The sequence below is a fragment of the Pigmentiphaga litoralis genome (assembly GCF_048632615.1).
In the GTDB taxonomy this organism is placed as follows: domain Bacteria; phylum Pseudomonadota; class Gammaproteobacteria; order Burkholderiales; family Burkholderiaceae_B; genus Pigmentiphaga; species Pigmentiphaga litoralis_B.
In genome coordinates this window covers 3311333-3335322 of record NZ_CP184479.1, presented here as the reverse complement: position 1 = coordinate 3335322, position 23990 = coordinate 3311333, and the positions used below count along the sequence as shown (strand labels likewise).

At 64.8% G+C, this 23990-nt stretch carries 24 protein-coding genes and 3 pseudogenes; all 27 read right to left on the bottom strand.

Features of this window, described 5'->3' with window-relative positions:
- Nucleotides 1-21: 21 nt before the first annotated feature.
- Nucleotides 22-1841 (bottom strand): annotated as a pseudogene (locus tag ACNANG_RS15195) (ABC transporter permease subunit).
- Nucleotides 1838-2872, bottom strand: a complete 1035-nt coding sequence (locus ACNANG_RS15190) for a branched-chain amino acid ABC transporter permease (RefSeq protein ID WP_420223678.1) — start codon at nt 2870-2872, stop codon at nt 1838-1840. Before ACNANG_RS15190 ends, ACNANG_RS15195 begins: the two are co-directional and overlap by 4 nt.
- 46 nt (nt 2873-2918) lie before the next feature.
- Nucleotides 2919-4067 carry an ABC transporter substrate-binding protein gene (locus ACNANG_RS15185; RefSeq protein ID WP_420223677.1) on the bottom strand — a complete coding sequence of 383 codons (1149 nt, stop codon included), beginning with the start codon at nt 4065-4067 and terminating at the stop codon, nt 2919-2921.
- Nucleotides 4068-4116: 49 nt separating this feature from the next.
- Nucleotides 4117-4869: a twin-arginine translocase subunit TatC gene (gene tatC / locus ACNANG_RS15180; protein WP_420223676.1), complete on the bottom strand. Its 753-nt coding sequence runs from the start codon at nt 4867-4869 to the stop codon at nt 4117-4119.
- Nucleotides 4866-5576 carry a Sec-independent protein translocase protein TatB gene (tatB, locus tag ACNANG_RS15175; RefSeq protein ID WP_420223675.1) on the bottom strand — a complete coding sequence of 237 codons (711 nt, stop codon included), beginning with the start codon at nt 5574-5576 and terminating at the stop codon, nt 4866-4868. Before tatB ends, tatC begins: the two co-directional genes overlap by 4 nt.
- A 100-nt stretch (nt 5577-5676) precedes the next feature.
- On the bottom strand, nt 5677-5916 hold the full coding sequence (tatA, locus tag ACNANG_RS15170) for a Sec-independent protein translocase subunit TatA (RefSeq protein WP_420223674.1): 240 nt from the start codon (nt 5914-5916) through the stop codon (nt 5677-5679).
- Nucleotides 5917-6035: 119 nt separating this feature from the next.
- Entirely contained in the window at nt 6036-6389 is a 354-nt protein-coding gene (locus ACNANG_RS15165) for a histidine triad nucleotide-binding protein (protein WP_420223673.1), read from the bottom strand.
- A gap of 8 nt (nt 6390-6397) precedes the next feature.
- Nucleotides 6398-6724: a phosphoribosyl-ATP diphosphatase gene (locus ACNANG_RS15160; protein WP_179583876.1), complete on the bottom strand. Its 327-nt coding sequence runs from the start codon at nt 6722-6724 to the stop codon at nt 6398-6400.
- The gene (hisI, locus tag ACNANG_RS15155) at nt 6721-7173 is read right to left on the bottom strand and encodes a phosphoribosyl-AMP cyclohydrolase (RefSeq protein WP_420223672.1); all 453 of its coding nucleotides are present in this window, start codon (nt 7171-7173) and stop codon (nt 6721-6723) included. The genes ACNANG_RS15160 and hisI overlap by 4 nt, the downstream gene beginning before the upstream one ends.
- A 21-nt stretch (nt 7174-7194) precedes the next feature.
- Nucleotides 7195-7971 (bottom strand): imidazole glycerol phosphate synthase subunit HisF, encoded by a 777-nt coding sequence (hisF, locus tag ACNANG_RS15150; RefSeq protein WP_189613448.1) that lies wholly within the window; start codon nt 7969-7971, stop codon nt 7195-7197.
- Between the two features lie 4 nt (nt 7972-7975).
- Nucleotides 7976-8719 (bottom strand): 1-(5-phosphoribosyl)-5-[(5-phosphoribosylamino)methylideneamino]imidazole-4-carboxamide isomerase, encoded by a 744-nt coding sequence (gene hisA, locus ACNANG_RS15145; protein WP_179583870.1) that lies wholly within the window; start codon nt 8717-8719, stop codon nt 7976-7978.
- A 92-nt stretch (nt 8720-8811) separates the two neighbouring features.
- Nucleotides 8812-9444 carry an imidazole glycerol phosphate synthase subunit HisH gene (gene hisH / locus ACNANG_RS15140; protein WP_420223671.1) on the bottom strand — a complete coding sequence of 211 codons (633 nt, stop codon included), beginning with the start codon at nt 9442-9444 and terminating at the stop codon, nt 8812-8814.
- A 1-nt stretch (nt 9445) separates the two neighbouring features.
- Nucleotides 9446-10033 (bottom strand): imidazoleglycerol-phosphate dehydratase HisB, encoded by a 588-nt coding sequence (gene hisB, locus ACNANG_RS15135; protein ID WP_420223670.1) that lies wholly within the window; start codon nt 10031-10033, stop codon nt 9446-9448.
- Nucleotides 10034-10035: 2 nt separating this feature from the next.
- On the bottom strand, nt 10036-11160 hold the full coding sequence (hisC, locus tag ACNANG_RS15130) for a histidinol-phosphate transaminase (protein ID WP_420223669.1): 1125 nt from the start codon (nt 11158-11160) through the stop codon (nt 10036-10038).
- A 4-nt stretch (nt 11161-11164) separates the two neighbouring features.
- Nucleotides 11165-12502, bottom strand: coding sequence for a histidinol dehydrogenase (gene hisD / locus ACNANG_RS15125; RefSeq protein WP_420223668.1), 1338 nt, complete (start codon nt 12500-12502; stop codon nt 11165-11167).
- Between the two features lie 154 nt (nt 12503-12656).
- Nucleotides 12657-13346, bottom strand: coding sequence for an ATP phosphoribosyltransferase (gene hisG / locus ACNANG_RS15120; RefSeq protein ID WP_420223667.1), 690 nt, complete (start codon nt 13344-13346; stop codon nt 12657-12659).
- The gene (gene murA, locus ACNANG_RS15115; RefSeq protein ID WP_420223666.1) at nt 13343-14632 is read right to left on the bottom strand and encodes a UDP-N-acetylglucosamine 1-carboxyvinyltransferase; all 1290 of its coding nucleotides are present in this window, start codon (nt 14630-14632) and stop codon (nt 13343-13345) included. The genes hisG and murA overlap by 4 nt, the downstream gene beginning before the upstream one ends.
- Nucleotides 14632-14880: a BolA family protein gene (locus ACNANG_RS15110; protein WP_179583856.1), complete on the bottom strand. Its 249-nt coding sequence runs from the start codon at nt 14878-14880 to the stop codon at nt 14632-14634. Before ACNANG_RS15110 ends, murA begins: the two co-directional genes overlap by 1 nt.
- Nucleotides 14881-14882: 2 nt before the next feature.
- A pseudogene (locus ACNANG_RS15105) lies at nt 14883-15685 on the bottom strand (ABC transporter permease).
- Nucleotides 15682-16670 (bottom strand): annotated as a pseudogene (locus ACNANG_RS15100) (ABC transporter ATP-binding protein). Before ACNANG_RS15100 ends, ACNANG_RS15105 begins: the two co-directional pseudogenes overlap by 4 nt.
- Before the next feature lie 322 nt (nt 16671-16992).
- A complete protein-coding gene (locus ACNANG_RS15095; protein WP_420223665.1) occupies nt 16993-17667 on the bottom strand; it encodes an MlaC/ttg2D family ABC transporter substrate-binding protein in 675 nt (224 codons plus the stop codon).
- A gap of 70 nt (nt 17668-17737) precedes the next feature.
- Complete coding sequence (locus ACNANG_RS15090) at nt 17738-18553, bottom strand: VacJ family lipoprotein (protein ID WP_420223664.1); 816 nt, start codon at nt 18551-18553, stop codon at nt 17738-17740.
- Between the two features lie 13 nt (nt 18554-18566).
- The gene (gene mlaD / locus ACNANG_RS15085) at nt 18567-19166 is read right to left on the bottom strand and encodes an outer membrane lipid asymmetry maintenance protein MlaD (RefSeq protein ID WP_420223663.1); all 600 of its coding nucleotides are present in this window, start codon (nt 19164-19166) and stop codon (nt 18567-18569) included.
- Between the two features lie 100 nt (nt 19167-19266).
- Nucleotides 19267-20055 carry a lipid asymmetry maintenance ABC transporter permease subunit MlaE gene (gene mlaE, locus ACNANG_RS15080; RefSeq protein ID WP_179583846.1) on the bottom strand — a complete coding sequence of 263 codons (789 nt, stop codon included), beginning with the start codon at nt 20053-20055 and terminating at the stop codon, nt 19267-19269.
- A gap of 13 nt (nt 20056-20068) precedes the next feature.
- On the bottom strand, nt 20069-20947 hold the full coding sequence (locus tag ACNANG_RS15075; RefSeq protein ID WP_420223662.1) for an ABC transporter ATP-binding protein: 879 nt from the start codon (nt 20945-20947) through the stop codon (nt 20069-20071).
- A 248-nt stretch (nt 20948-21195) separates the two neighbouring features.
- Complete coding sequence (locus ACNANG_RS15070; RefSeq protein ID WP_420223661.1) at nt 21196-22734, bottom strand: SpoVR family protein; 1539 nt, start codon at nt 22732-22734, stop codon at nt 21196-21198.
- Nucleotides 22731-23990 carry a YeaH/YhbH family protein gene (locus ACNANG_RS15065; protein ID WP_420223660.1) on the bottom strand — a complete coding sequence of 420 codons (1260 nt, stop codon included), beginning with the start codon at nt 23988-23990 and terminating at the stop codon, nt 22731-22733. Before ACNANG_RS15065 ends, ACNANG_RS15070 begins: the two co-directional genes overlap by 4 nt.

Genomic DNA, 23990 nt, shown 5'->3' with positions numbered 1-23990 from the left:
CAGGTGTTGCGGTCGTTGCGGTCATTCGACGCCTCCCAGATAGGCTTCAAGCACGCGGGGATCCTTCTGCACCTGTTCAGGCAGACCCTCGGCGATCTTTTCGCCGAATTCCATGACCACGATCCGGTCCGCCAGGCCCATCACGAAGTCCATGTCGTGCTCGACCAGCAAAATCGCCATGCCTTCGGCCCGCAGCGTGGCGAGGGTATCGGACAGCGCCCGCTTTTCCAGGTAACGCAGGCCAGCGGCAGGCTCGTCCAGCAATAGCAGACATGGATCGGCACACAGCGCGCGGGCGATTTCCAGCATGCGTTGCTGGCCCAGGGGCAGCGAACCGGCCGCCACCCACAGCTGGTCCCCCAGGCCCACGCGGGCCGCCTGGCGGGCGGCTTCCGCCAGCAGCCGCGCTTCTTCCTTGCGGTCCAGCTTGAACGCGCCGGTGAACAGGCCGTGAACGATGCCGCGGCGTTCGCGCAGGTGGGCGCCGATGGCGATGTTTTCGATCACGCTCATGTGCGGCAACAGGCGCACGTGCTGGAAGGTGCGGCCCAGGCCCTGCGCGGCAATGTGACGCGCGCTGCGGCCCGTGACGGCGTCGCCGCGAAAGCGCACCACGCCCGACGTGGGATCGTCCACCCCCGACAGCAGGTTGAACATGGTGCTCTTGCCCGCGCCGTTGGGGCCGATCAGCGCCAGCACTTCACCGGCGCGCACGGAAAAACTGATGTCGTTGTTGGCAACCAGGCCGCCAAAGCGTTTGGTCAGGTGTTCGGCGGCCAGCACCTCTTCCCCCGCTGGGGCATGGCGCGGCGTTCCAGGGGCGCGGCCGCCGTGTCGATCGCCCGGTTGGGTGGCGCAAAGGGCAGCACCTTGCGCGTGAGCTGGGCCAGCAAGGGCCAGAGGCCATCACGCGCCCGTTGCAGCAACACGACCAGCAAAATGCCAAACACGATGGTTTCGAAGCTGCCCGACGCACCCAGCAACGACGGCAGGACGTTCTGCAGCCATTGCTTGAGCAGCGTGACCACGCCCGCACCCAGCAACGCGCCCCATACCTGCGACGCACCGCCGATCACCGCCATGAACAGGTATTCGATGCCGATGCCCAGGCCGAACGGCGTCGGGTTCACGAAACGCTGCATGTGGGCGTAGAGCCAGCCCGACAGCGCCGCCAGCAGCGCCGCGATCACGAAGATGGCGACACGTGACCGCGCCGTGTCCACGCCCATCGATTCGGCCATCACCATGCCGCCCTTGAGCGCACGGATCGCCCGGCCTTCCCGCGAATCCAGCAGGTTGCTGATCAGCAGCATGGCCACGCCCAGCACGATCCAGATCAGCCAGAACAGATCCCGTCCGCCCACCAGTTGCGTGCCGAACAGGGTGATGGGCGGAAGGCCCGACAAGCCGGTGTGGCCACCCAGAAAGTCGAAGGTACCGAACAGGAAATACAGGCTCAGGCCCCAGGCAATGGTGCCCAGGGGCAGGTAGTGCCCGGACAGCCGCAATGAGATTCCGCCAAGGATCCAGGCGAACACCCCGGTGATCAGCAAGCCCAGCAGCAATCCGGCCCAGGGCGACCCGGCGGTCCACGCCAGCCAGGCGGGCAAGGTGGCGGTCGTCAGCCAGGCCGTGGCGTAGGCACCCAGGCCAACGAACGCGGCTTGGCCGAAGGACGTCAGGCCACCCACCCCAGTCAGCAGCACCAGCCCCAGCGAGACCAGCGCGGCAAGGCCGATGTAGTTCAGGAGCGTGACCGTGAATTCGGACAGGCCCAGCACCGCGCCCAGCAGCGCCAGGACGCCTGCGGCCACGAGCCAGGAAGGACGCACCCGCATCATTCTTCCTCCACATGCCGCGACGACAGGGACCGCCACACCAGCACAGGAATGATCAGCGTGAAGACGATCACTTCCTTGTAGGCACTGGCGCTGAAGGACGAAAAGGCTTCCAGCAGGCCCACCAGCAGCGCGCCCGCCGCCGCGATCGGGTAGCTCGCCAGGCCGGCGATGATGGCCGCCACGAAGCCCTTCAGGCCGATCAGGAAGCCGGTGTCGTAGTAGATGGTGGTGATGGGAGCGATCAGGATGCCGGAGAACACCCCGATCAACGCGCACAGCGTAAAGCTGAGCTTGCCGGCCAGGCTGGTCGGAATGCCCATCAGGCGCGCGCCCACGCGGTTGACGGCGGTGGCGCGCAGCGCCTTGCCATACAGCGTGCGTTCGAACAGCAAGGACAGCATCACGATCAGGGCAAGAGAGCAGCCCACGACCCACAGCGTCTGCGCGCTGATCGGCACGCCGGCCAGTTCGAAACTGCCTTCGGAAAACGGGGGCGTGCGCGAGCCTTCGGCCCCGAAAAACAGCAGCCCCAATCCTACCAGCGCCATGTGCACGGCCACCGACACGATCAGCAGCACCAGCACCGAGCTTTCGGCGACCGGCTGGAACGCCAGGCGCCAGATCATCGGGCCCAGCGGCACGACCATGACGAAGGTGAACAGGATCTGGAAGATCAACGGCAGCTCGGCAAACGAGACGTATCGCGCGATGGCCAGCACCACCAGCGGATACACCACGTTCCAGCCCAGCACCGACGGCACGCGCCGCCAGGATCGCGCCCGGCATGCCGTCCACAGTTCGACGACGGCCACCGCGGCGCCCGCGCCCACCAGCAGCCACACGGTGCCGGGCAGCTTGCCGGCCTGCAGGGCAGCCAGGCTGAGGGCGCCCCAGGCCACGAATTCGCCCTGGGGAATGAAGATCACGCGGGTGACCGTGAAGGCCAGGACGAGCGCCAGGCCCAACAGCGCGTAGATCGCGCCGTTGGTGATGCCGTCCTGCACCAGGAAAAGAACTATCTGGAGGTCCATCTCGACTCCGGAAGGGCCGGAGCCTTCGCCCACCCTCCGCCTGGATTTACTTGATCAGCTTCCAACCGCCGTTCTCGATCGTCACCATGACGCGTGACCGGTTGTCGAGGCCCACGTGATCGGTGGCGGTCGGGTTGAAGATGCCGTGGGCGCCGGCCACGTTCTTGACCTGCTCGAGCGCATCGCGCAGCGCGGTGCGGAACTCGGGCGTGCCCGGCTTGGCTTTCTTGAGGGCTTCGGGCACGGCGGCTTCGATCAGCTTGCCGGCATCCCAGGCGTGACCGCCGAAGGTGGACACCGAACCCTTGCCGAAGGCGGCTTCGTACTTCTGCACGTACTCGGTGGCGGACGCCTTGACCGGATTGCTGTCGGGCAACTGGTTCCAGACCAGCACGGGGCCGGCCGGCAGGAAGGTGCCGGCGATGTCCTTGCCGCCCACGCGCAGGAAGTCGTTGTTGGCGACGCCGTGCGTCTGGTAGTACTTGCCGGCGTAGCCGCGTTCCTTCAGCGTTTTCTGGGGCAGCGCGGCGGGCGTGCCGGCGGCGCCGATCAATACCGCGTCGGGCTTGGCCGCCATCATTTTCAGCACCTGGCCCGTGACCGACGTGTCGGTCCGGTTAAAGCGTTCGTTGGTGACTGCCTTGATGCCAGCCGCCGTGGCCGCCTTGTTGAATTCGGCGTACCAGCCTTCACCGTAGGCGTCCGCGAAGCCGATGAACGCGACCGTCTTCACGTTATTCGCCTTCATGTGTTCTACGATGGCGCCCGCCATTTGCGCATCGTTCTGTGGCGTCTTGAAGGCCCAGCGCTTCTTGCCGTCCAGCGGTTCGACGATCACGGCCGACGCAGCCATCGAGATCAGGGGCGTGCCGGTTTCGGCGGCCACGTCGATCATCGCCAGCGAATTGGGCGTGACCGTGGAGCCGACCAGGATGTCGACCTTGTCTTCGGTCGTGAGCTTGCGTGCGTTCTTGACGGCGGTGGTCGTGTCGGTCGCATCGTCCAGGACGATGTAGTTGACCTTCTGCCCGGCGATGGTCTTGGGCATCAAGGTGAAGGTGTTCTTTTCCGGGATGCCCAGCGAGGCGGCGGGACCCGTGGCCGATACGTTCACGCCGACAGTGATGTCGGCGTGCGCGGCAAGCGCCGTCGTGGCCAACGCCAGGGCGACGGCCAATTTGTTCAACACGTGCATGCAAGTCTCCAGCAAGTTGCAAATCGCCCGGGCAGGACCCGGGCTGATTTCAATGTTTTTCTACGATCGCGCGCTCTTCGGATTCTTTCTTTTTGAGGAACCGAGAGACGAACAATCCCAATTCGAACAGAACGCACAGCGGCACGGCAAGCATGAACTGGCTGACCACATCGGGCGGCGTCACGACGGCGGCGATCACGAAGGCACCCACGACCACGTAGCCCCGCGCGGCGGCCAGCTTTTCGACCGTGACGACGCCGGTCTTGACCAGCAGGACCACGGCGATCGGCACTTCGAACGTGATGCCGAAAGCCAGGAACATCGTCATCACGAAGTTCAGGTAGGCCTCGATATCCGGCGCGGGCGTAATCGATTGCGGCGCAAAGGTCGCAATGAAATGGAACACCGTCTTGAACACGAAGAAATAGCAGAACGACATGCCCATGATGAACAGCAACGTGCTGGAGACAATCAGCGGCAGGGCCAGCTTCTTTTCGTGTACATAGAGGCCGGGGGCAACGAATGCCCAGGCCTGGTACAGCACGACCGGCAAGGCGACCACGAACGCGGCCAGCATGGTGACCTTGACGGGCACCATGAAGGGCGTGATCACGCCGGTGGCGATCATGCGCGTGCCGGGCGGCAGGGTGGCCAGCATGGGCTGGGCCAGCAGGTCATAGATCGTGGACGCGCCGGGGTACAGGAACAGCACGATGAAAACCACACCGACCGCCAGCAGGGCGCGGATCAGGCGGTCACGCAGTTCGACCAGATGGGAGATGAAACTGTCTTCTGTGCTCACGCTTTTTCCCGATCACGCGCGGCAGGCGTCGCGGCTGGGTGGGTGTCGGCGGCCTGGCTGGCGTCGGCGACAGCCGGCGCCACGTCGGCCTGGGCCGGTACCGCGACGGGGGGCAGGACGTCGGACGGGAACAGCGACGCCTGCGGAACGGGTTCTTGCGACGGGGCCGAGGCGGCGTCGGCATGCAACGTCACGATGGGATCGGGCGTGACCTGGGGCGCGCCGGGCGGCAGATCGCGCGGGGTGATCGCCGGATTCGGTATCGCGGCGACGGCGTCGGGCGCATGGGGTGCGTGCGGTGCGCCCGTGACGCCTTCCGGCAGTAACGCGGAATCGCCGCCATGCACCGCCGCATCGGTCGCCACGTCGGCCGCCGCACTGGCGGTCGAGGCGCTGTGCGCGGCATCGTCCGCCAGGCTTTTCACCTCGCGGGTGGTGTGATCCAGTTCCTTGCGCATTTCTTCGACGTTGGTGTCGACGGTGGACTTGATGGTGCGCGCCGCCTCTTCCATTTCGCTGCGCAGGTTGCGCAATTCGTCGAGTTCCATTTCGCGCCGGATGTCACCCTTGACATCGCTGACGTAACGCTGGGCCCGGCCCAGCAGGTGTCCGACCGTGCGGGCCACCTTGGGCAGACGTTCGGGACCGATGACCACTAGCGCCACGACGGCGATCACTAGCATCTCGGTAAAGCTGACATCAAACATTCAGCACGCACCGTTGCAGAGAAGTAAAAACAAGACGCCCCAAGCCGGACGAATCCGGCTGGGGCCGACCACGATGCAGGCCCGGAGGGCCAGGCCGCTATCAGATGCGTTCTTTTTCCTTGGCCTGCACGTCGATCGTGTCGCCAGGAACGCGCTTCGGATCGGCCGTCGTGTGCGTGGTGGTGGGGCCGGCGGATTCGCCGCCTTCACGCATGCCGTCCTTGAAACCCTTGACCGCGCCACCCAGGTCGCCGCCCATGTTCTTCAGTTTCTTGGTGCCGAAAATCAGCACGACGATAACCAGCACGATCAGCCAGTGCCAAATGCTAAAGCTTCCCATTGCAATACTCCGCGCCGCAAGGCGGTAATTCGTCCAGTCACCCGAAGCGCCGATTGGCCTCCGGTACTCAATTCCGGTCAGTCCCAGGTGGTCAGTCCCCGGTGCTTAGTCCCCGGTGGTCAATCCCGCTTCCAGGGCCGGGGACCACCGATCACATGATAGTGGAGGTGGGGGACTTCCTGGCCGCCGTCCGCGCCATTGTTGACCATGACGCGAAAACCGCCGTCCGGTCCGGGCCGGCAACCCTGTTCGAGCGCCAGCTGCGGAAGCAGGACCGTCATTCTACCCAACACCCCGGCGTCCTCTTGTGACACGTCCTGCAGCGAGGTGATGTGTCGCTTGGGCACCACCAAAAAATGAACCGGCGCGATCGGATGAATGTCATGAAAAGCATATAGCTCGTCATCTTCGTAGACCTTGCGCGACGGGATGTCGCCGCGGCTGATCTTGCAGAACAGGCAATTCTCGCTCATGAAAGGCCTCAGGCAGGACGGGACGCTTTTTCTTCCAGGCCTGACAGGCCTTCACGCCGCGCAAGCTCGGCGATCACCTGTTCAGGACGCAACTTGTAGAAATCCAGCATGACCAGGCAATGGAACCACAGGTCCGCCGTTTCGGACACGATGCGGTCGGCGTCGCCATCCTTGGCGGCCATGACCGTTTCGGTCGCTTCTTCGCCGATCTTCTTCAGGAAGGAGTCGGGCCCCTTGGACAGCAGCCGGGCGACGTAGGACGCGTCGGGCGAACCGCCGTTTTCCGGGCGGCGCGTGGCGATCGTGTCGGCCAGGCGGGACAGGAAATCGCTCATTTGTAGATGCTCTCGGGGTCTTTGAGCACGGGATCGGTCTCGACCCAGCTCGTGCCGCCATCGGTGTCCAGGCGGCGATAGAAACAGCGTTCGCGGCCGGTGTGGCAGGCAATGCCGCCCACCTGTTCGACGCGCAGCAGCACCACGTCGCCATCGCAATCCAGGCGCAGTTCACGCACTTTCTGCACGTGGCCGGACTCTTCGCCCTTGCGCCACAGGCGGCCGCGCGACCGCGACCAGTACGTGGCGTTGCCGGTGCGCAGCGTCTCGCGCAGCGATTCGCGGTTCAGGAACGCGAACATGATCACCTTGTTCGTGGTCACGTCTTGCGCAATGCCGGGGATCAGGCCGTTGTCGTCGAACACCAGTTCGTCGAGCCAGGCGTCATTGGCCGGGTCGGTCGGAGAAAACGCTGCGGGTCGATCCGCGGATTCAGAAGTCGGAGCCATGCTATCGATTATCCAGCAGCATCAGTCATTCAACCGCATGGCGATGCCGCGATCGGCCATGAAGCGCTTGGCTTCCTGGACCGTGTGTTGACCATAGTGGAAGATGCTGGCGGCCAGCACCGCGTCGGCCTTGCCTTCGGTCACGCCGTTGGCCAGGTCGTCCAGCGACCCCACGCCGCCCGACGCGATCACGGGCACCGGCACCGCTTCGGACACGGCGCGGGTCAACGCCAGGTCGAAGCCCGAGCGCGTGCCGTCGCGATCCATGCTGGTCAGCAGGATCTCGCCGGCGCCGTAGTTGGCCATGGTGCGCGCCCATTCGATGGCGTCCAGCCCGGTCGCCTTGCGGCCGCCGTGCGTGAACACTTCCCAGCGCGGGGCTTCGCCCGGCTGCGACACCCGCTTGGCGTCGATCGCGACCACGATGCACTGCGACCCGTAACGCTGGGCCGCGTCGCGCACCAGCGTCGGGTTGGTGACGGCCGACGTGTTGATGCCGACCTTGTCGGCGCCTGCGTTCAGCAAGCGGCGCACGTCGCCGACTTCGCGCACGCCGCCGCCCACCGTCAGCGGGATGAAGACCTGGGACGCCACCTGTTCGATGACCGACACGATGATGTCGCGCTGATCACTGGACGCGGTGATGTCGAGGAACGTGATTTCGTCGGCGCCCTGCAGATCGTAGCGGCGGGCCACCTCGACCGGGTCGCCGGCGTCCATCAGGTTCACGAAGTTGACTCCCTTCACGACACGACCGGCGGTCACGTCGAGGCAGGGGATGATACGTCGGGTCAGCATGTCGTCAGACCGATCCAAGCTTGTCGGCCAGCGTTTGCGCGGCCTGGAAGTCCAGCGTGCCTTCGTAGATGCTGCGGCCGAGAATGGCGCCTTCGACGCCCTCTTCTTCCACGGCGCACAGCTGTTCGATGTCGCGCAGGTCGGCGATGCCGCCCGAGGCGATCACCGGGATGCGCACGTGCTGCGCCAGGCGCACGGTGGCGTCGACGTTCACGCCCGACAGCATGCCATCGCGGCCGATGTCGGTGTAGATGATCGATGCGCAGCCGTAGTCTTCGAACTTCTTGGCGAGATCGATGACATCATGACCCGTCAGCTTGCTCCAGCCGTCGGTGGCGACCTTGCCGTCCTTGGCGTCCAGGCCGACGATGATCTGGCCCGGGAATGCGCTGCACGCGTCGTGCAGGAAGCCGGGATTCTTGACCGCGGCCGTGCCGATGATCACGAACGAGATGCCGTTGTCCAGATAGCGCTCGATGGTGTCGAGGTCGCGGATGCCGCCGCCGATCTGCACCGGAATGTCGTCGCCGACCGCCTTCACGATCGCGCGGATCGACGACTCGTTCTTGGGCTTGCCGGCCACGGCGCCGTTCAGGTCGACCAGGTGCAACCGGCGTGCGCCGAGATCCAGCCAGTGAGTGGCCATGACCGCGGGTTCTTCGGAAAACACGGTGGCGTCGTCGAGGTCGCCTTGACGCAGGCGAACACAACGACCGTCTTTGAGGTCAATCGCAGGAATGAGGAGCATGACGAGTCAGAAAGTGACGTTCGGGTCGGAGGGCTGCACGCGGCAAGCCAATGAGGGATCGGCCGGGAAGGCCGGCGGGAAGTGCATGCGTATCACGGGTTCCATCGCACGAAATTGCGGTAGATCTGCAAGCCCGCGCTGGCGCTTTTCTCGGGATGGAACTGGGTTGCAAAGATGTTATCTCTGGCTACGGCGCAGGTAAAGCCGAGACCGTAATCGGTCCGCCCGGCAATTACCCCTACGTCTTCGGGCACGACATAGTAACTGTGCACGAAGTAGAAATACGTGTCATCGGCCACGCCCTCCCACAAAGGGTGGGCCAGGGTCTGCTTGACCCGGTTCCAGCCCATGTGCGGGACCTTCAGGCGCGAATCGCCATCGAAGGCGCTGCCGGCAAAGCGCACGACATTGCCTTTCATGATGCCCAGGCCGTTCGACGGGCCTTCTTCGCTGTGGTCGAACAGCATCTGTTCGCCCAGGCAGACGCCCAGCATCGGCTTGGTGCGCGAGGCGTCGAGCACCGCTTCGCGCAGGCCGGACGCGTCCAGGTTGCGCATGCAGTCCAGCATCGCGCCCTGGCCGGGAAACACCACCCGGTCGGCGGCGGCAATGCCGGCGGCATCGGTGCACAGCCGGACGTTGGCGTCGGGCGCGACGTGTTCAAGGGCCCGGGCGACCGACAGCAGGTTGCCCATGCCGTAGTCGACAATGGCAATCGTGGTCACGTCAGAGCACTCCCTTGGTCGACGGGATCGAGCTGCCGGCGCGCGGATCGACTTCCAGCGCCATGCGCAGCGCGCGGCCGAACGCCTTGAAGACCGTTTCGCACTGGTGGTGCGAGTTGCTGCCTTTCAAGTTGTCGATGTGCAGGGTGATCAGCGCGTGATTCACGAAGCCCTGGAAGAATTCGCGGGCCAGATCGACGTCGAAACGGCCGATCATGGCGCGGGTGAACGGCACGTTGTATTCCAGGCCCGGACGGCCCGAAAAGTCCACGACCACGCGCGACAGCGCTTCGTCCAGCGGCACGTAGGCGTGGCCATAGCGGCGCAGCCCGGCCTTGGTGCCGGCGGCCTGGGCGAACGCCTGGCCCATGGTGATGCCGATGTCTTCCACGGTGTGGTGGTCATCGATATGCAGATCGCCATCACAGTCCACTTCGATGTCGAACATGCCGTGGCGGGCGATCTGATCCATCATGTGGTCGAGAAACGGCACGCCGGAATTCAGCTTCTGCTTGCCCGTGCCGTCGAGATTGACGGACACGCGGATGCGCGTTTCGTTGGTATTGCGGGTGATCTCGGCGCTACGCATGATCAGTTCCGGATAGTAGGAAGAATGTCGTTCAGGGCTGCCAACAGGGCAGCATTGTCGTCGGGGGTGCCGATCGAGATGCGAAGGCACTCGGCCAGCAGCGGATGCATGGGGCCCACGTTGCGCACCAGGATGCCGCGGGCCTTCAGGTCGTCGTAGATGCGGGCCGCGCTGCCTGGCCGCGGGTCCACGCCGGAAAAATTGGCCAGCACGAAGTTGGCAGCCGACGGGTAGGACGTCACGCCAGGCAGCGCCGCCAGCGACGCGATCAGGGCATCGCGATCGGCGCAGATCTGCGCGGCATGCGCATCCAGCACGGGCTTGTGCTCGAGCACGGCAACGATCGCCGCCTGGGTCAGCACATTCAGATTGTAGGGCGGACGGAGCTTGTCGAGTTGGTCGACCCAGGCCGGGGCGCCGGCCAGGTAGCCCAGGCGCATGCCGGCCAGTCCGATCTTGGACACGGTCCGCACAATGACGACGTTGGGATGCGACAGCACCAGGTCCATGGACGTGGACCGCGCGAAGGCATGGTAGGCCTCGTCGATCACGACCAGCCCCGGGGCGGCCTCGACCACCGTCCGGATCGCGTCGGCCGGCCACATCAGGCCCGTGGGGTTGTTGGGCACGGCCAGGAACACGATCTTGGGACGCAGCCGCGTCATGGCTTCCACCATGGCCGGCACGTCGAGCTGCAGGTCCGCCGTCAGCGGCACCCCCACGAACGCCGCGTGGTTCAGGCGCGCAAAGGCCTCGTACATGACGAACGACGGCCATGGCGACATGACCACGTCACCCGGCACGCAGGCGGACTGGATCGCAAGACTGATCAGTTCGTCCGACCCGTTGCCCAGCATGATGTCGGCGCCAGCCGGGATATCGAACGCCGTTCGCACCGCATCCTTGACCGGCCGGGGGTCGGCGCTGGGGTAGCGGTTCAACGCCACCTTGCCCACGGCGCGGGCCACCGCTGCCTGGATGTTTTCAGGCAGCGGATACGGGCTTTCCATCGCGTCGAGCTTGATCGCCTGGGTGCCATCGGCCACGGCATACCGCGTCAGGGCCTGCACATCCGGGCGGATGGTCGCGGCGATCACACGGGCCGTGCTGGCGTCGCTGGCGGTCATGGCGTCAGTCCGGCGTCGAAGGTCGGGCGGCAGCGGACACCGAGTCGTCGAGCCGGAACTCGGCGCTACGGGCGTGCGCCTGCAGGCCTTCGCCGTGCGCCAGTTCGGACGCCAGGCGGCCCAGGGTCTGCGCGCCAGCGGGCGACACATGGATCAGGCTGGACCGCTTCTGAAAGTCGTACACCCCCAGCGGCGACGAGAACCGGGCCGTGCGCGAGGTGGGCAAGACGTGGTTTGGTCCGGCACAGTAGTCGCCGATCGATTCGGAGCTGTGGCGCCCCAGGAAGATCGCGCCGGCGTGGCGGATCAGGTCGGCCCAGCGGTCCGGGTTCTCGGTCGAGATCTCGAGGTGTTCCGGAGCGATGTCGTTGGCGATCGCGCAGGCTTCTTCCAGGTCCTTGACCAGGATCAGCGCGCCGCGATTGGACAGGCTGGTGCGGATGATCTCGGCACGCGGCATCGTCGGCAACAGGCGGGCGATCGCGGCTTCGACCTCGGCAATGAAGCCCGCGTCGGGGCACAGCAGGATCGCCTGGGCCAGCTCGTCGTGCTCGGCCTGCGAAAACAGGTCCATCGCGATCCAGTCGGCCGGCGTCTTGCCGTCGCAGATCACCAGGATTTCGCTGGGGCCGGCGATCATGTCGATGCCGACCGTGCCGTAGACACGCCGCTTGGCGGCCGCCACGTACGCGTTACCCGGACCGACGATCTTGTCGACCGCGGCGATCGATGCCGTGCCGTAGGCCAATGCGCCCACCGCCTGCGCGCCGCCAATGGCGATCGCGCGGTCAACGCCGGCGATCGCCGCCGCCGCCAGCACCAGCGGATTGCGCACGCCGTCGGGCGTCGGCGTCACCATGACGACTTCGGCCACACCCGCCACTTTGGCGGGCACGGCGTTCATCAGCAGCGACGACGGATAGGCGGCCTTGCCGCCCGGCACGTACAGGCCCACGCGGTCCAGCGGCGTGACTTTCTGGCCCAGCACCGTGCCGTCGGGCTCGGTGTAGGTCCAGGTCTGCATGACCTGACGCTCGTGATAGCTGCGGATCCGGTCGGCGGCGCTTTCCAGCGCGGAGCGCTGCGCGGCGGGCAAGGCATCGAGCGCGGCCAGCCATTCGCTGCGCGGGATTTCCAGCGCGTCAATAGTGTCGGCCGTCAGGCGGTCGAAACGGCGCGTGTACTCCAGCACGGCGGCGTCGCCGCGCGAGCGCACGTCCAGCAGGATGTCGGTGACGGCGTGTTCGATGGACGCGTCTTCGGACGCCTCGAACGCCAGCAAGGTGGTCAGTTGGTGACGGAAATCGTTGCTACGGGTATCCAGTTTGTGGATCAGGGACATGGCGGTACGCTCTGCAGAAATTCGGGATTCGGGGCCGACAGGCGGCGCCAGGAAGGCGGCCGGCCTGCGGTGGGCGCGCCGGGGCACGCCGTGGTTGCGGATCGCAGCCCCTGCGCGCCGTCTCGGCCGCGGCCCGGAGGCCGCTGCGCCTGTGTCAGCCAGGCATGGCCAGACTGGCGCGCGAGAAGGCGTCGAGCAGGGGCTGCAATCGATGTCGCCGCATCTTGAGCGCCGCCTGGTTCACGATCAGCCGCGACGAAATGTCCATGATGTCTTCCACCGCGACCAGGTTGTTGGCCTTCAGTGTGCTGCCGGTCGACACCAGGTCGACGATCACGTCGGCCAGGCCGATCAGCGGCGCAAGTTCCATCGAGCCATACAGCTTGATCAGGTCGACGTGCACGCCCTTGGCGGCAAAGTGTTCACGCGCCGCCTGGACGTACTTGGTCGCCACCCGCAGGCGCGCACCCTGGCGCACCGCGCTGGGGTAATCGAAGCCGTTGGGCACGGCCACGCACAGCCGGCACTTGCCGATGCGCAGGTCGATCGGCTGATAGAGCCCGCCCGGGTGCTGGGCGGCGTGTTCGATCAGCACGTCCTTGCCGGCCACGCCCAGATCGGCCGCGCCATACTGGACATAGGTGGGGACATCGGAGGCGCGCACAATGATCACGCGCACGCACGGGTCGCTGGTGGGCAGGATCAGCTTGCGCGAGCTTTCGGGATTCTCGAGCACGGTGATGCCGGCTTCAGCCAGCAAAGGCATCGTTTCGTCAAAGATCCGGCCCTTGGACAGAGCCAGCGTGATCGGCGTTTGCGGATTGGCGGGAGAAAAGGCGCTCATTCGGGCGCTCCGGTGCCGACCACCCGGCGGATCTGGGCACCCAGCTTCACCAGCTTGCTTTCCATGTGTTCGTAGCCGCGGTCGAGGTGATAGATGCGTTCGATCGTGGTCTGACCTTCAGCCACCAGGCCGGCAATGACCAGGCTGGCCGACGCCCGCAGGTCGGTTGCCATGACGATGGCGCCCGACAGGCCGGGCGTGCCGATCACGACGGCGGTGTGGCCGTCGATCTCGATGCTGGCGCCCAGGCGGCGCAATTCCTGCACGTGCATGTAGCGGTTTTCAAAGATGGTTTCGGCAATGATGGCCGTGCCATCGGCCACCGTGTTCAACGCCATCAATTGCGCCTGCATGTCGGTGGCGAAACCGGGATATTCCTGCGTGCGAAAACCCACGGCCTGGGGCCGTTCCGTCATGGTGGCGCGGATCCAGTCGTCGCCGCACTCCATCTTCAGGCCGGCTTCGCGCAGCTTGTCCAGCGTGGCGCCCATGCTTTTCGGATCGGCGTGGCGCAGCGTGATGTCGCCCCCGGTGGCCGCGACGGCGCACAGGAAGGTGCCGGCTTCGATCCGGTCGGGCATGACGCGGTGCGTGGCGCCGTGCAGGCGCTCCACGCCTTCGATCACGATACGGTCGGTGCCGTGGCCGGTGATCTGCGCGCCCATCTTGATCAGCAGTTCGGCCAGATCGACGATTTCGGGTTCGCGCGCGGCGTTCTCGAGCACGGTGGTGCCCTGGGCCAGCGTCGCGGCCATCAGCAGGTTTTCGGTGCCCGTGACGGTCACCATGTCGGTGCGGATCCGCGCACCCTTGAGCTTGCGGGCGCGCGCGATCACGAAGCCGTGTTCGATGCTGATGTCGGCGCCCATGGCGGCCAGCCCCTTGATGTGCTGGTCGATCGGACGCTGCCCGATGGCGCAGCCGCCCGGCAGGCTGACCTTGGCTTCGCCAAAGCGCGCCAGCAGCGGCCCCAGCACCAGGATCGACGCGCGCATGGTCTTGACCAGCTCGTACGGGGCTTCCAGGCTATCGATGTGGTTGGCGGTCAGGCGGACACGATGGCTGTCGGATGCGTCGCCGGGCGTGCCGCGGTCGGCGCGCACGCCGATCTTGCGCAGCAGGCGCAAGGTCGTGCCGATATCGTTCAGTTCCGGCACGTTTTCCAGCGTGACGGTATCAGCGGTCAGCAGCGCGGCGCAGAGGCTGGGCAGGGCAGCGTTCTTCGCGCCCGAGATGTCGACCTCGCCACGAAGCGGCGTGCCACCGGTAATGAGCAGCTTGTCCATCAATTGCCTTTGTATTCTTGCGGTGTAAGGGTGCGCATCGACAGCGCGTGGATTTCCGCGCGCATGCGTTCGCCCAGTGCGGCATAGACCAGTTGATGGCGCGCGACAGGGCGCTTGCCTTCAAACGCCGAGCTGACGATGACTGCCTCGAAGTGCTGACCGTCGCCCTGCACATCGACGTGATCACAGGCCAGGCCGTCGACGATGTACTGGCGGACCTGTTCAGGGGTGGGGAGAGGGAGATTCATGTTCAGTAGCGCAGCTTGTAACCCGAGGCCAGCAGCCGCAGCGCAATCGCCGCGACCACGATGAAAGTGCCGCCGACCACCGCCAGGCTGAGCCAGGGCGACACGTCGGACACACCGAAGAATCCATGACGGAAACCGTCGATGGTGTAGAAAATAGGGTTCCAGTGTGACACGGCCTGCCAGAACGGCGGGAGCGAGTGCACGGAATAGAACACTCCGGACAAGAACGTAGCCGGCATGATCAGGAAATTCTGGAAGGCCGCCATCTGGTCGAATTTTTCGGCCCAGATGCCCGCGATCAGGCCCAGCACCGCCATGATCGCCGACCCGAGCAGGCCAAACACCAGCATCCACCAGGGGCGGCAAAGTGCGGGCCGGTAAAGAACAGCGCTACGACATAAATGCTGGTGCCGACCACCAGGCCACGCACCACGGCGGCCAGCACATAGGCCCAGAAGAATTCCCAATGCGTGATCGGCGGCAGCAGCATGAACACCAGGTTGCCGGTAACGCGGCTCTGCATCAGCGACGACGACGCGTTCGCAAAGGCATTCTGCAGCATGCTCATCATCATGAGCCCGGGAATCAGGAAGGCCGTATAGGGAATCGAGCCATACACCGTCACCCGCCCTTCGAGCACATGCGCGAAGATCAGCAGGTAGAGCACGGCGGTCACGACCGGCGCGGCCACGGTCTGGAAGCCTACCTTCCAGAACCGCAGCATTTCCTTGTAGAACAGCGTGCGAAAACCCGACCCGGCGGTCAGGTCGGGTTGCAACACCGGCGCGGCGGGAACGGCGCTCATGCTGCCTCCTTCAGAACGGCGGCAGCGACCGGATCGTCGTGCATGATGTTAATGAAAGCGTCTTCCAGGTCGGCGGGAAGGACTTCGATGCCCTCTACCGTGCCGCCGGCCGCGCGCACCTGAGCCAGCACCTCTTCCACTTCCAGACTGGCTTCCAGCCGCAGGGCCACGCGCTGACCCTGCACGTCGACCACCCGGTCATCCAGCAACGGATTGCGGCCGGCGGGCCAACCGCCGGGCCCCAGGTGCAGTACCAGGCGCGAGCCGCCCACCCGCGCGAGCAGGGCTCGCGTGGTGTCCAGCGCCACGACGCGCCCGCCCTTGAGCATGGCGATGCGATGGCAGAGTTCTTCGGCCTCTTCCAGATAGTGCGTCGTCAGCAGAATGGTGTGGCCTTCACGATTCAGGCGCGAAATGAACTGCCAGAGCGTGCGGCGCAGGTCCACGTCCACCCCGGCGGTCGGCTCGTCCAGCACGATCACCGGCGGACGGTGCACCAGCGCCTGGGCGACCAGCACCCGGCGTTTCATGCCGCCCGACAGGGCGCGCATATTGGTGTCGGCCTTGGACGTCAGGCCCAGGTTTTCCAGTACCTCGTCGATCCACGCATCGTTGTTGCGCAGGCCGAAGTAGCCGGACTGGATGCGCAGCGACTCGCGCACCGTGAAAAAGGGTCGAACACCAGTTCCTGCGGCACGACGCCCAGCGACCGGCGCGCTTCGCGGAACTGGTCGACCACATCGTAGCCACAGACCGATACCTTGCCGGCGGACGCACGCGCCAAGCCGGCAAGAATGGAAATCAGCGACGTCTTGCCCGCCCCGTTCGGCCCCAGCAATCCGAAGAATTCGCCTGGCGCGACGTCGAGGCTGACGTCATTGAGCGCGCGAAATCCTTCCTTCGAGGCGCCCCCCACGCGTTTCCACCAGGAAGTGGCGGCGGGATAGGTCTTGGAAACGTGTTCGATACGAACTGCGGATGGCATGGCGGGCTGCAAGGACGGCTGCGTGGGATCGGCGGGCGGACACCGTGTGGATGCCGGCGGATCAGGAGGCTGAACCCGCTATTATAGGCGCGCCCAGGAAAAGGCAGAAAATCAGGCCGGGAAGCGAGCTACGCGGACGCCACAGTCTATCCATCAGGGTGGCGCGCATCGAGGCGCAGACATCCAGGCGCCGCGCCGCAGCGCCTGCCCGGCGCGTCCGGCGACCGGCCAGAAACGACAACGGGTCCATGACATGGCCAGGGACCCGAAGCATAAGCACCGCACCTGCAAGATCGGGGACGCCTGCCCCCGGCCTAGCCTGCTACTTGGCGCCCTCGAACGAACGGTTGCGGTCGGCCAGCGACTTGATCAGGCCATCGACGCCGCCCTTCGTGATCTCTTGCGAGAACTGGTTGCGGTAGTTTTCGATCAGCCACACGCCCAGCACGTTCACGTCATAGACCTTCCACGCCGTGCCAGCCTTTTCCAAACGGTAGTCGACCGGGATCGGATCGCCATTGGGCTGCTTGATCAGGGTACGGACCACGGTGTCGGTCGCATTGGCTTCGCGGCGGGCAGGCTTCATTTCGATGGAAGTCTGCTGCTTGACCGACGAGACGGCGCCGCTGTACGTGCGGACCAGGGTCGTGCGGAATTCCTTCACCAGCGCCTTCTGCTGTTCAGGCGTGGCCTGGCGCCAGTAGCGGCCGGCAGCCAGACGGGTCGTCTTTTCGAAGTTCGTGTAAGGCAGGATCTTTTCGTCGACCAGTTGCAGCAGGCGCTGCGGATTGCCGGACTGGATGGCGCTGTCGCTCTTGATGGCGGCCAGCACGTCGTTGGTCAGCTTCTGGACCAGGGCTTCGGGCGCGTCGGCGTCTTGGGCATGGGCGCGGAAACCGGTGACAGCCAGGGTCAGGCCAACCAGCATCGCGCAAATCACCGCAAAACGGCGATACAGCGGCTGCGGGGCCGCTTGGGTAAGGGCTTGTACGTTCATGGATAACCTGTAGGGGAAAGCGTTAGGGGTCTGACCTGTAGCACACCACAGAGTTCAGACCCCTGCAGTGTCAACGTGTTGCGGGAATAGCGGTCGGATTGGGCGCCGACGAGGTGGCCGGGTCATCGCCATAATCGGGCAGCGAGTAGTCGGGCAGGCTGCCTTCACCGTTGGTCTTGACGCCACGGACCATGCTGTCGCGGCGCTGCAGATAGGCATCGCGCGTGAAGGCATAGGAGTCCAGGGCGACGTCATTCAGCAGGTTGCCCACGTCGAGCAGGTTGGCCCGGGTGTTGATCAGCTTCAGGACATAAAGCGAGTTACGGACAGGCACATTGTCGACGATGGCGCTGAGCGCCAGCGGGTCGAAGGCAAAGTCCACGGCCGTGCCGCTTGCGTCGCGAATGGTGCTCGGGCCAAGCAGCGGCAGCATCAGGTAGGGACCATTGGGTACACCCCAGACGCCCAGCGTCTGGCCGAAGTCGGCGCGCACGCGCGGCACGCCTTGCTTGGACGCGACGTCGAAACAACCGCCGACGCCCATGGTGGTGTTCAGCATGAAGCGGAACGTCATGTTGATGCCTTCCGGCACCCGGTTCTGCAGCACGCTGTTGGCGGCGGACCACACGTCGCCCAGGTTGTTGAAGACATTGCGGACGCAGCTGCGGACCGGACCGGGAACGACGTTTACGTAGCCCTGGGCGACCGGTTTGAGCACGGCGCGGTCCAGGCTGTCGTTGAATGCGTAGACCTGTCGGTTGACGCCTTCAAGCGGGTCGCGTGGATTCTGACCCACGGGGGCGCCCGAAGGCGGAGGGGTGGCGCAGCCGGACAGGATGGCGACCAGCGCCAGGCCCAGCAGGTTCTTGTTGAGTGCGGTAGTCATCGGTGGGTTCTTTTTATTTGTTGGCAGGTTCTTGCGAACCGGCGGAAGGGGTCGGTGCCGTTGGCGCCGCGGGTGCCGCCGCGGGTGCCGCCGCGGGGGCAGCCGCCGGAGCGGCAGCCGGTGCAGCGCTGTCGCCGCTGCCGGCAGCGGGCGTCGCGGCATCCGACGCCTTGCTGTAAAGGAATTGGCTGATCAGATTTTCCAGCACAACCGCACTTTGCGTATAAAGGATTTTGTCACCCGCGGCGAAATTCTTCTCATCGCCGCCAGGTTCGATGCCAATGTATTGTTCACCCAACAGTCCGGAGGTCAGGATCTTGGCCGACGAGTCGCTCGGGAACTGGTATTTGCTGTCCATGTCCAGGGTGACCACGCCCTGGTACATCTTGTCGTCGAAGCTGACGCTGGACACCCGGCCGACCACCACGCCCGCGCTCTTGACGGGCGCGCGCGACTTCAAACCACCGATATTGTCGAAGTTGGCGGTGATCGTGTAGCTGTTGCCGAACGAGAACGTGCTCAGGTTGCCGGCTTTCAGGGCCAGGAAAATGATGGCGGCGGCGCCCAGCAATACGAACAGGCCCACCCACAAATCGACTTTTTCACGCGACATCTTGTGACCTCCCGGCGACGCCGTCTGGCGTGCCACCCTACCTAAATGAATCATTAACGTCCGTGAGTGCCGGCTTGCGCCCGCCATCCAGACACCGCGATCAGTTGCCGAACATCAGTGCCGTCAGCAGGAAATCCAGGCCCAGCACGGCCAGCGAGCCGGCCACGACGGTGCGCGTCGTGGCGCGCGAAACGCCCTCCGGCGTCGGCTTGGCGTGATAGCCCTGATAGAGCGCGATGACCGTGACGGCCACGCCGAACACCAGGCTCTTGATCACGCCGTTGCCCACGTCTTTCCAGACGTCGACACCGTTCTGCATCTGCGACCAGAATCCGCCATCGTCGATCCCGATCAGCAGGACGCCCACGCCCCACCCGCCCAGGATGCCCAGCATCGAAAACACCGCTGCCAGCAGCGGCATGGCGATGATGCCGCCCCACAGGCGCGGGACCAGCACCCGGCGTTCGGGGTCGACCGCCATGACTTCCATGGCCGACAGTTGTTCGCCCGCCTTCATGAGGCCGATTTCGGCGGTCAGGGACGTGCCGGCGCGGCCCGCGAACAGCAGCGCCGTGACGACCGGACCCAGTTCGCGCACCAGGCTGAGCGCGACCAGCAGGCCCAGCGCCTGTTCCGATCCGTAGCGGCTTAGCGTGTAGTAGCCCTGAAGGGCCAGGACGAAGCCGACGAACAGGCCCGACACCGCAATGATCACCAGCGAATAGTTGCCGATGAAGTGGATCTGCTGCACCACCAGCCCGGGCCGGCGCAGCGCCGTGGCGCTTTTGCCGAGCAGGGTGACGAAGAAGCGGGTGAAGGCGCCCAGACCGTACACCCACCCTCGGGCGCCGGCGCCAATGGCCGTCAGGAAACGCGTCGCGACATTCATAGCTTGCCTGCCCTCATTGCTTGCCAGCCTGTTGGCGGGCCAGCCAATCGAGGTAAGCCGGCGTCTCGGGATATTCGAACGCCACCGGGCCGTCGGGCGCGCCGTCCAGGAACTGGCGCACGTACGAGTCTTGCGACGCGGACAGCGAGTCCGGCGATCCCGCCGCGACCACGGACCCCTTGCCCAGCAGATAGACCTGGTCGGCAATGGCAAAGGATTCCTGCACGTCGTGCGTGATCAGGACCGACGCGCACCCCAGCTGGTCGGTCATGGTCCGGATCAGCTGCGCCGTCACGCCCAGCGAGATCGGATCCAGCCCGGCAAAGGGTTCGTCGTACAGAATCAGTTCGGGGTCGAGCACGACTGCGCGCGCCAGGGCTACACGCCGCGCCATGCCACCCGAAATTTCCGACGTGCGCAGGAAGGCGGCGGCTTTCAAGCCGACGGCCTGCAGCTTGGCCAGCACCGTTTCGCGGATCCTGCTTTCGGGCCAGTCCGTATGTTCGCGCAGCGGGAAGGCGACGTTTTCGTATACGTCGAGGTCGGTGAACAGGGCGCCCTGCTGAAATAGCAGGCCCATGCGCTTGCGGACAGTAAAGACCGCGTCGCCCGACAGGCGGGACAGGTCCTGGCCAAACGCGTGGACGCTGCCCTGTTGCGGCGCAAGCTGGCCAACCGCCGCGCGCAGCAGCGTGGTCTTGCCCGATCCCGATCCACCCATGATGGCAACGACCTGCCCCGGCCGGACCACCATGTCGATATCGCGCAGGATGGTCCTGTCGCCATAGCCGACCGACAAGCTGCTGAAAGACAGCGCGACGTCGGCAGGCGGGCGGGCCGTGGGGGAATCGCCGAATCTGGCATGGGTGGCAGGGTGAACCGTAGGTGACACCAGTGTCCGCACTAAGGGAAACTGGCTGGTTGGCAATCGGTAACAACCATGGATTCTAGCAGTTTGAATCGGAAAGAAAGTCTGACAGGCGGCTTGCAAGCATGAGCAGACTTACGCACGGACACAAAAGTCCGGCAGACCGGGATTCACCTGTCGCGCGGCGGAGACAGCAAAACTTCGGGGCGCCCCGTCCCCGGCGGCGCCCCATTTAAGTGAGCACTAACTTAAAGACCACAGACAGATGGTGTTCAGCCGCTGACCTCGCGGAAGGAACTGACCCGTCCGTCGCTTTCGACCTCTTCGAGCCTGACCTTGAAGCCCCACAGCCGCGCCAGATGCTTCATGACCTGATCGGCGTCATCGCCCGCCAACGGCCGGCTGCGCGCCCGCAGGTGGCGCAGCACGAGCGATCGATCCGACTCCCGGTAGAAGCGGGTCACCTGGATGTCCGGGACCATGTTGTCACGGTTGTGCTGTTCCGACAGCAACTTGCGGATGCGCCGGTAGCCTTCGTCGTCGTGGATCGCGTCGATCTCGAGCTTGGCCTTGGCCTGATGATCCGCTACCGCGAAGAAGCGGAAGTCGCGGATCAGTTTGGGCGACAGGTATTGCGAGATGAACGATTCGTCTTTGAAGTTGCGCATGGCGAAGTGCAGGGTTTCCAGCCAGTCGCCGCCGGCGATATCAGGAAACCACCGCCGATCCTCGTCCGTCGGGTTTTCGCAGATGCGGCGGATGTCCGTCATCATTGCGAAGCCCAGGGCATAGGGATTGATGCCGCCGTATCCGCGCTGATCGAAACCCCGCTGGCTTACGACGTTGGTGTGGCTTTGCAGGAACTCGATCATGAAGCCGTCGTCCACCAGGCCCTTTTCGTGCAGCCGGTTCAGGATCGTGTAGTGCCAGAAGGTCGCCCAGCCTTCGTTCATGACCTTGGTCTGGCCTTGCGGGTAGAAGTATTGGGACACCTTGCGCGTGATACGCACCAGTTCCTTTTGCCAGGGCGCCAGCTTGGGCGAATACTTTTCAATGAAGTACAGCAGGTTTTCTTCCGGTTCCGCCGGAAACTTTTCGTACTTTCCCGGTTCGGGCACCGGGTCTGACCTGGGCACCGTGCGCCACAGGTCGTTGTACTGCACACGTTCGTGTTCGGCCCGCGCAGCCATGCGCGCCGCTTCTTCGCGCATCGACATCGGGCTGGGCCGCTTGTAGCGATCGACGCCATGCGGCATCAACGCATGGCAGGAATCCAGCAGTTCTTCGACCGCGCCAATGCCGTAGCGGTCTTCGCACTGCATGACGTAATTGCGCGCGAACACCAGATAGTCGAGCACGCCTTCGGCATCGGTCCACTGCTTGAAAAGGTAATTGCCCTTGAAGAAGGAGTTGTGCCCATAGCACGCATGCGCGATCACCAGCGCCTGCATGGCCATGGAATTTTCTTCCATCAGGTACGAAATGCAGGGGCTGGAATTGATGACGATTTCGTAGGCCAGGCCCTGCGCGCCTTTGCGGTAGGCCTGCTCGTTCCGGATGAATTCCTTGCCATAGGACCAGTGGGGATAACCGATGGGCAGTCCCACCGACGCATAGGCGTCCAGCATCTGCTCGGACGTGATCACCTCGATCTGGTTGGGGTAGGTGTCCAGCTTGTATTCCCGGGCGACTTCGGCGATCGCGTCGTCGTAGCGCTGGATCAGCTCGAAGGTCCATTCGGACCCGCGTGAAATCGGGCCCGTCCCGGCTAGGGCCGAGGATGCGGCCTTGGGTTCGATGACGGCACTCATGCGAGCTCCTTCTTGAACAAATCGTGGAACACGGAAAAGATCTCTCCGCGTTCACGGATGCGCCGCATCACGAAGTGCGGCGCCGATTCCTGCTCGTATTCGGCCCACAGACTGGTCTTGCGGGCATCGCCCGGGTCGGGAATCTCGATGTAGGCGTAATAGCGGGTGGCCGGCAGCAGATGCTCCGCCAGGAACCGCGCGCTTTTGCCTGCGTCGGCGCCGAACGAATCGCCGTCGGTCGCCTGCGCGGCATACACGTTCCACATCGATGGAGGATAGCGGTCGTGCATGATCTCGCGCATCAGCTCCAGCGCCGACAGCACCACCGTGCCGCCGCTTTTCGGGTCGTGGAAAAAGGTGTTTTCGTCCACTTCTTCGGCATTGTCGGTGTGACGGATGAAGACCAGATCGACGTGTTCGTACTTGCGCGACAGGAACAGGTACAGCAGCGTGAAAAAGCGCTTGGCGATGTCCTTCTTGGGCTCGTCCATCGAACCCGACACGTCCATCAGGCAGAACATGACGGCGCGGGCCATCGGCGCCGCGACCGACACGCGGTTGCGGTAGCGCAGGTCCAGTTCGTCAAGGAAAGGCACCCGGGCCAGCCGCGCCCGGGCTTCCTCGATCTCGACTTCGATCGAGGCCAGTGTGTCCGCATCGGCGCCCGACGCCCTGGCCTCTTCCATCTTCAGTTCCGCCAGTTCGAGTTCGCTGCGTGCGGGCACGCTGAGCGCGATCCGGCGGGACAACGACGTCTTGAGCGTGCGGCCGACGCTCAGGGTGCTGGGAGATCCGGACGTGGTGTAGCCGGCGCGCTGGAACTTCTTCTGGTGCACGTCGCCCAGCTGCGTGCGCACCAGGTGGGGAAGCTCCAGGTCTTCGAAGAACAGGTTGAGGAATTCCTCGCGAGAAAGGCTGAAGGTGAACTGGTCCACCGACTCCCCTTCGCCAGGATCGCTGCCGGACGAATTGCCACCCCCGCGGGGACGATCGATCTTGTCCCCTTTCGCGAATTCCCGATTGCCGGGATGCACCATTTCGCGGTCCCCGCCCATGCCGTGGCGGAAACTGGGCTCGGAAATGTCCCGGGCGGGAAGGTTGATCTCCCCGCCCTGGTCCATCTCTTCGATGGAACGCTCCTGAACCAGTTCGCGGACGGCCTTGCGAACCTGGTCCTTGTACCGCCTCAGGAAGCGCTCTCGATTGACGGCGCTCTTGTTGCGTCCGTTAAGACGACGATCGATAAGTGAATTCAT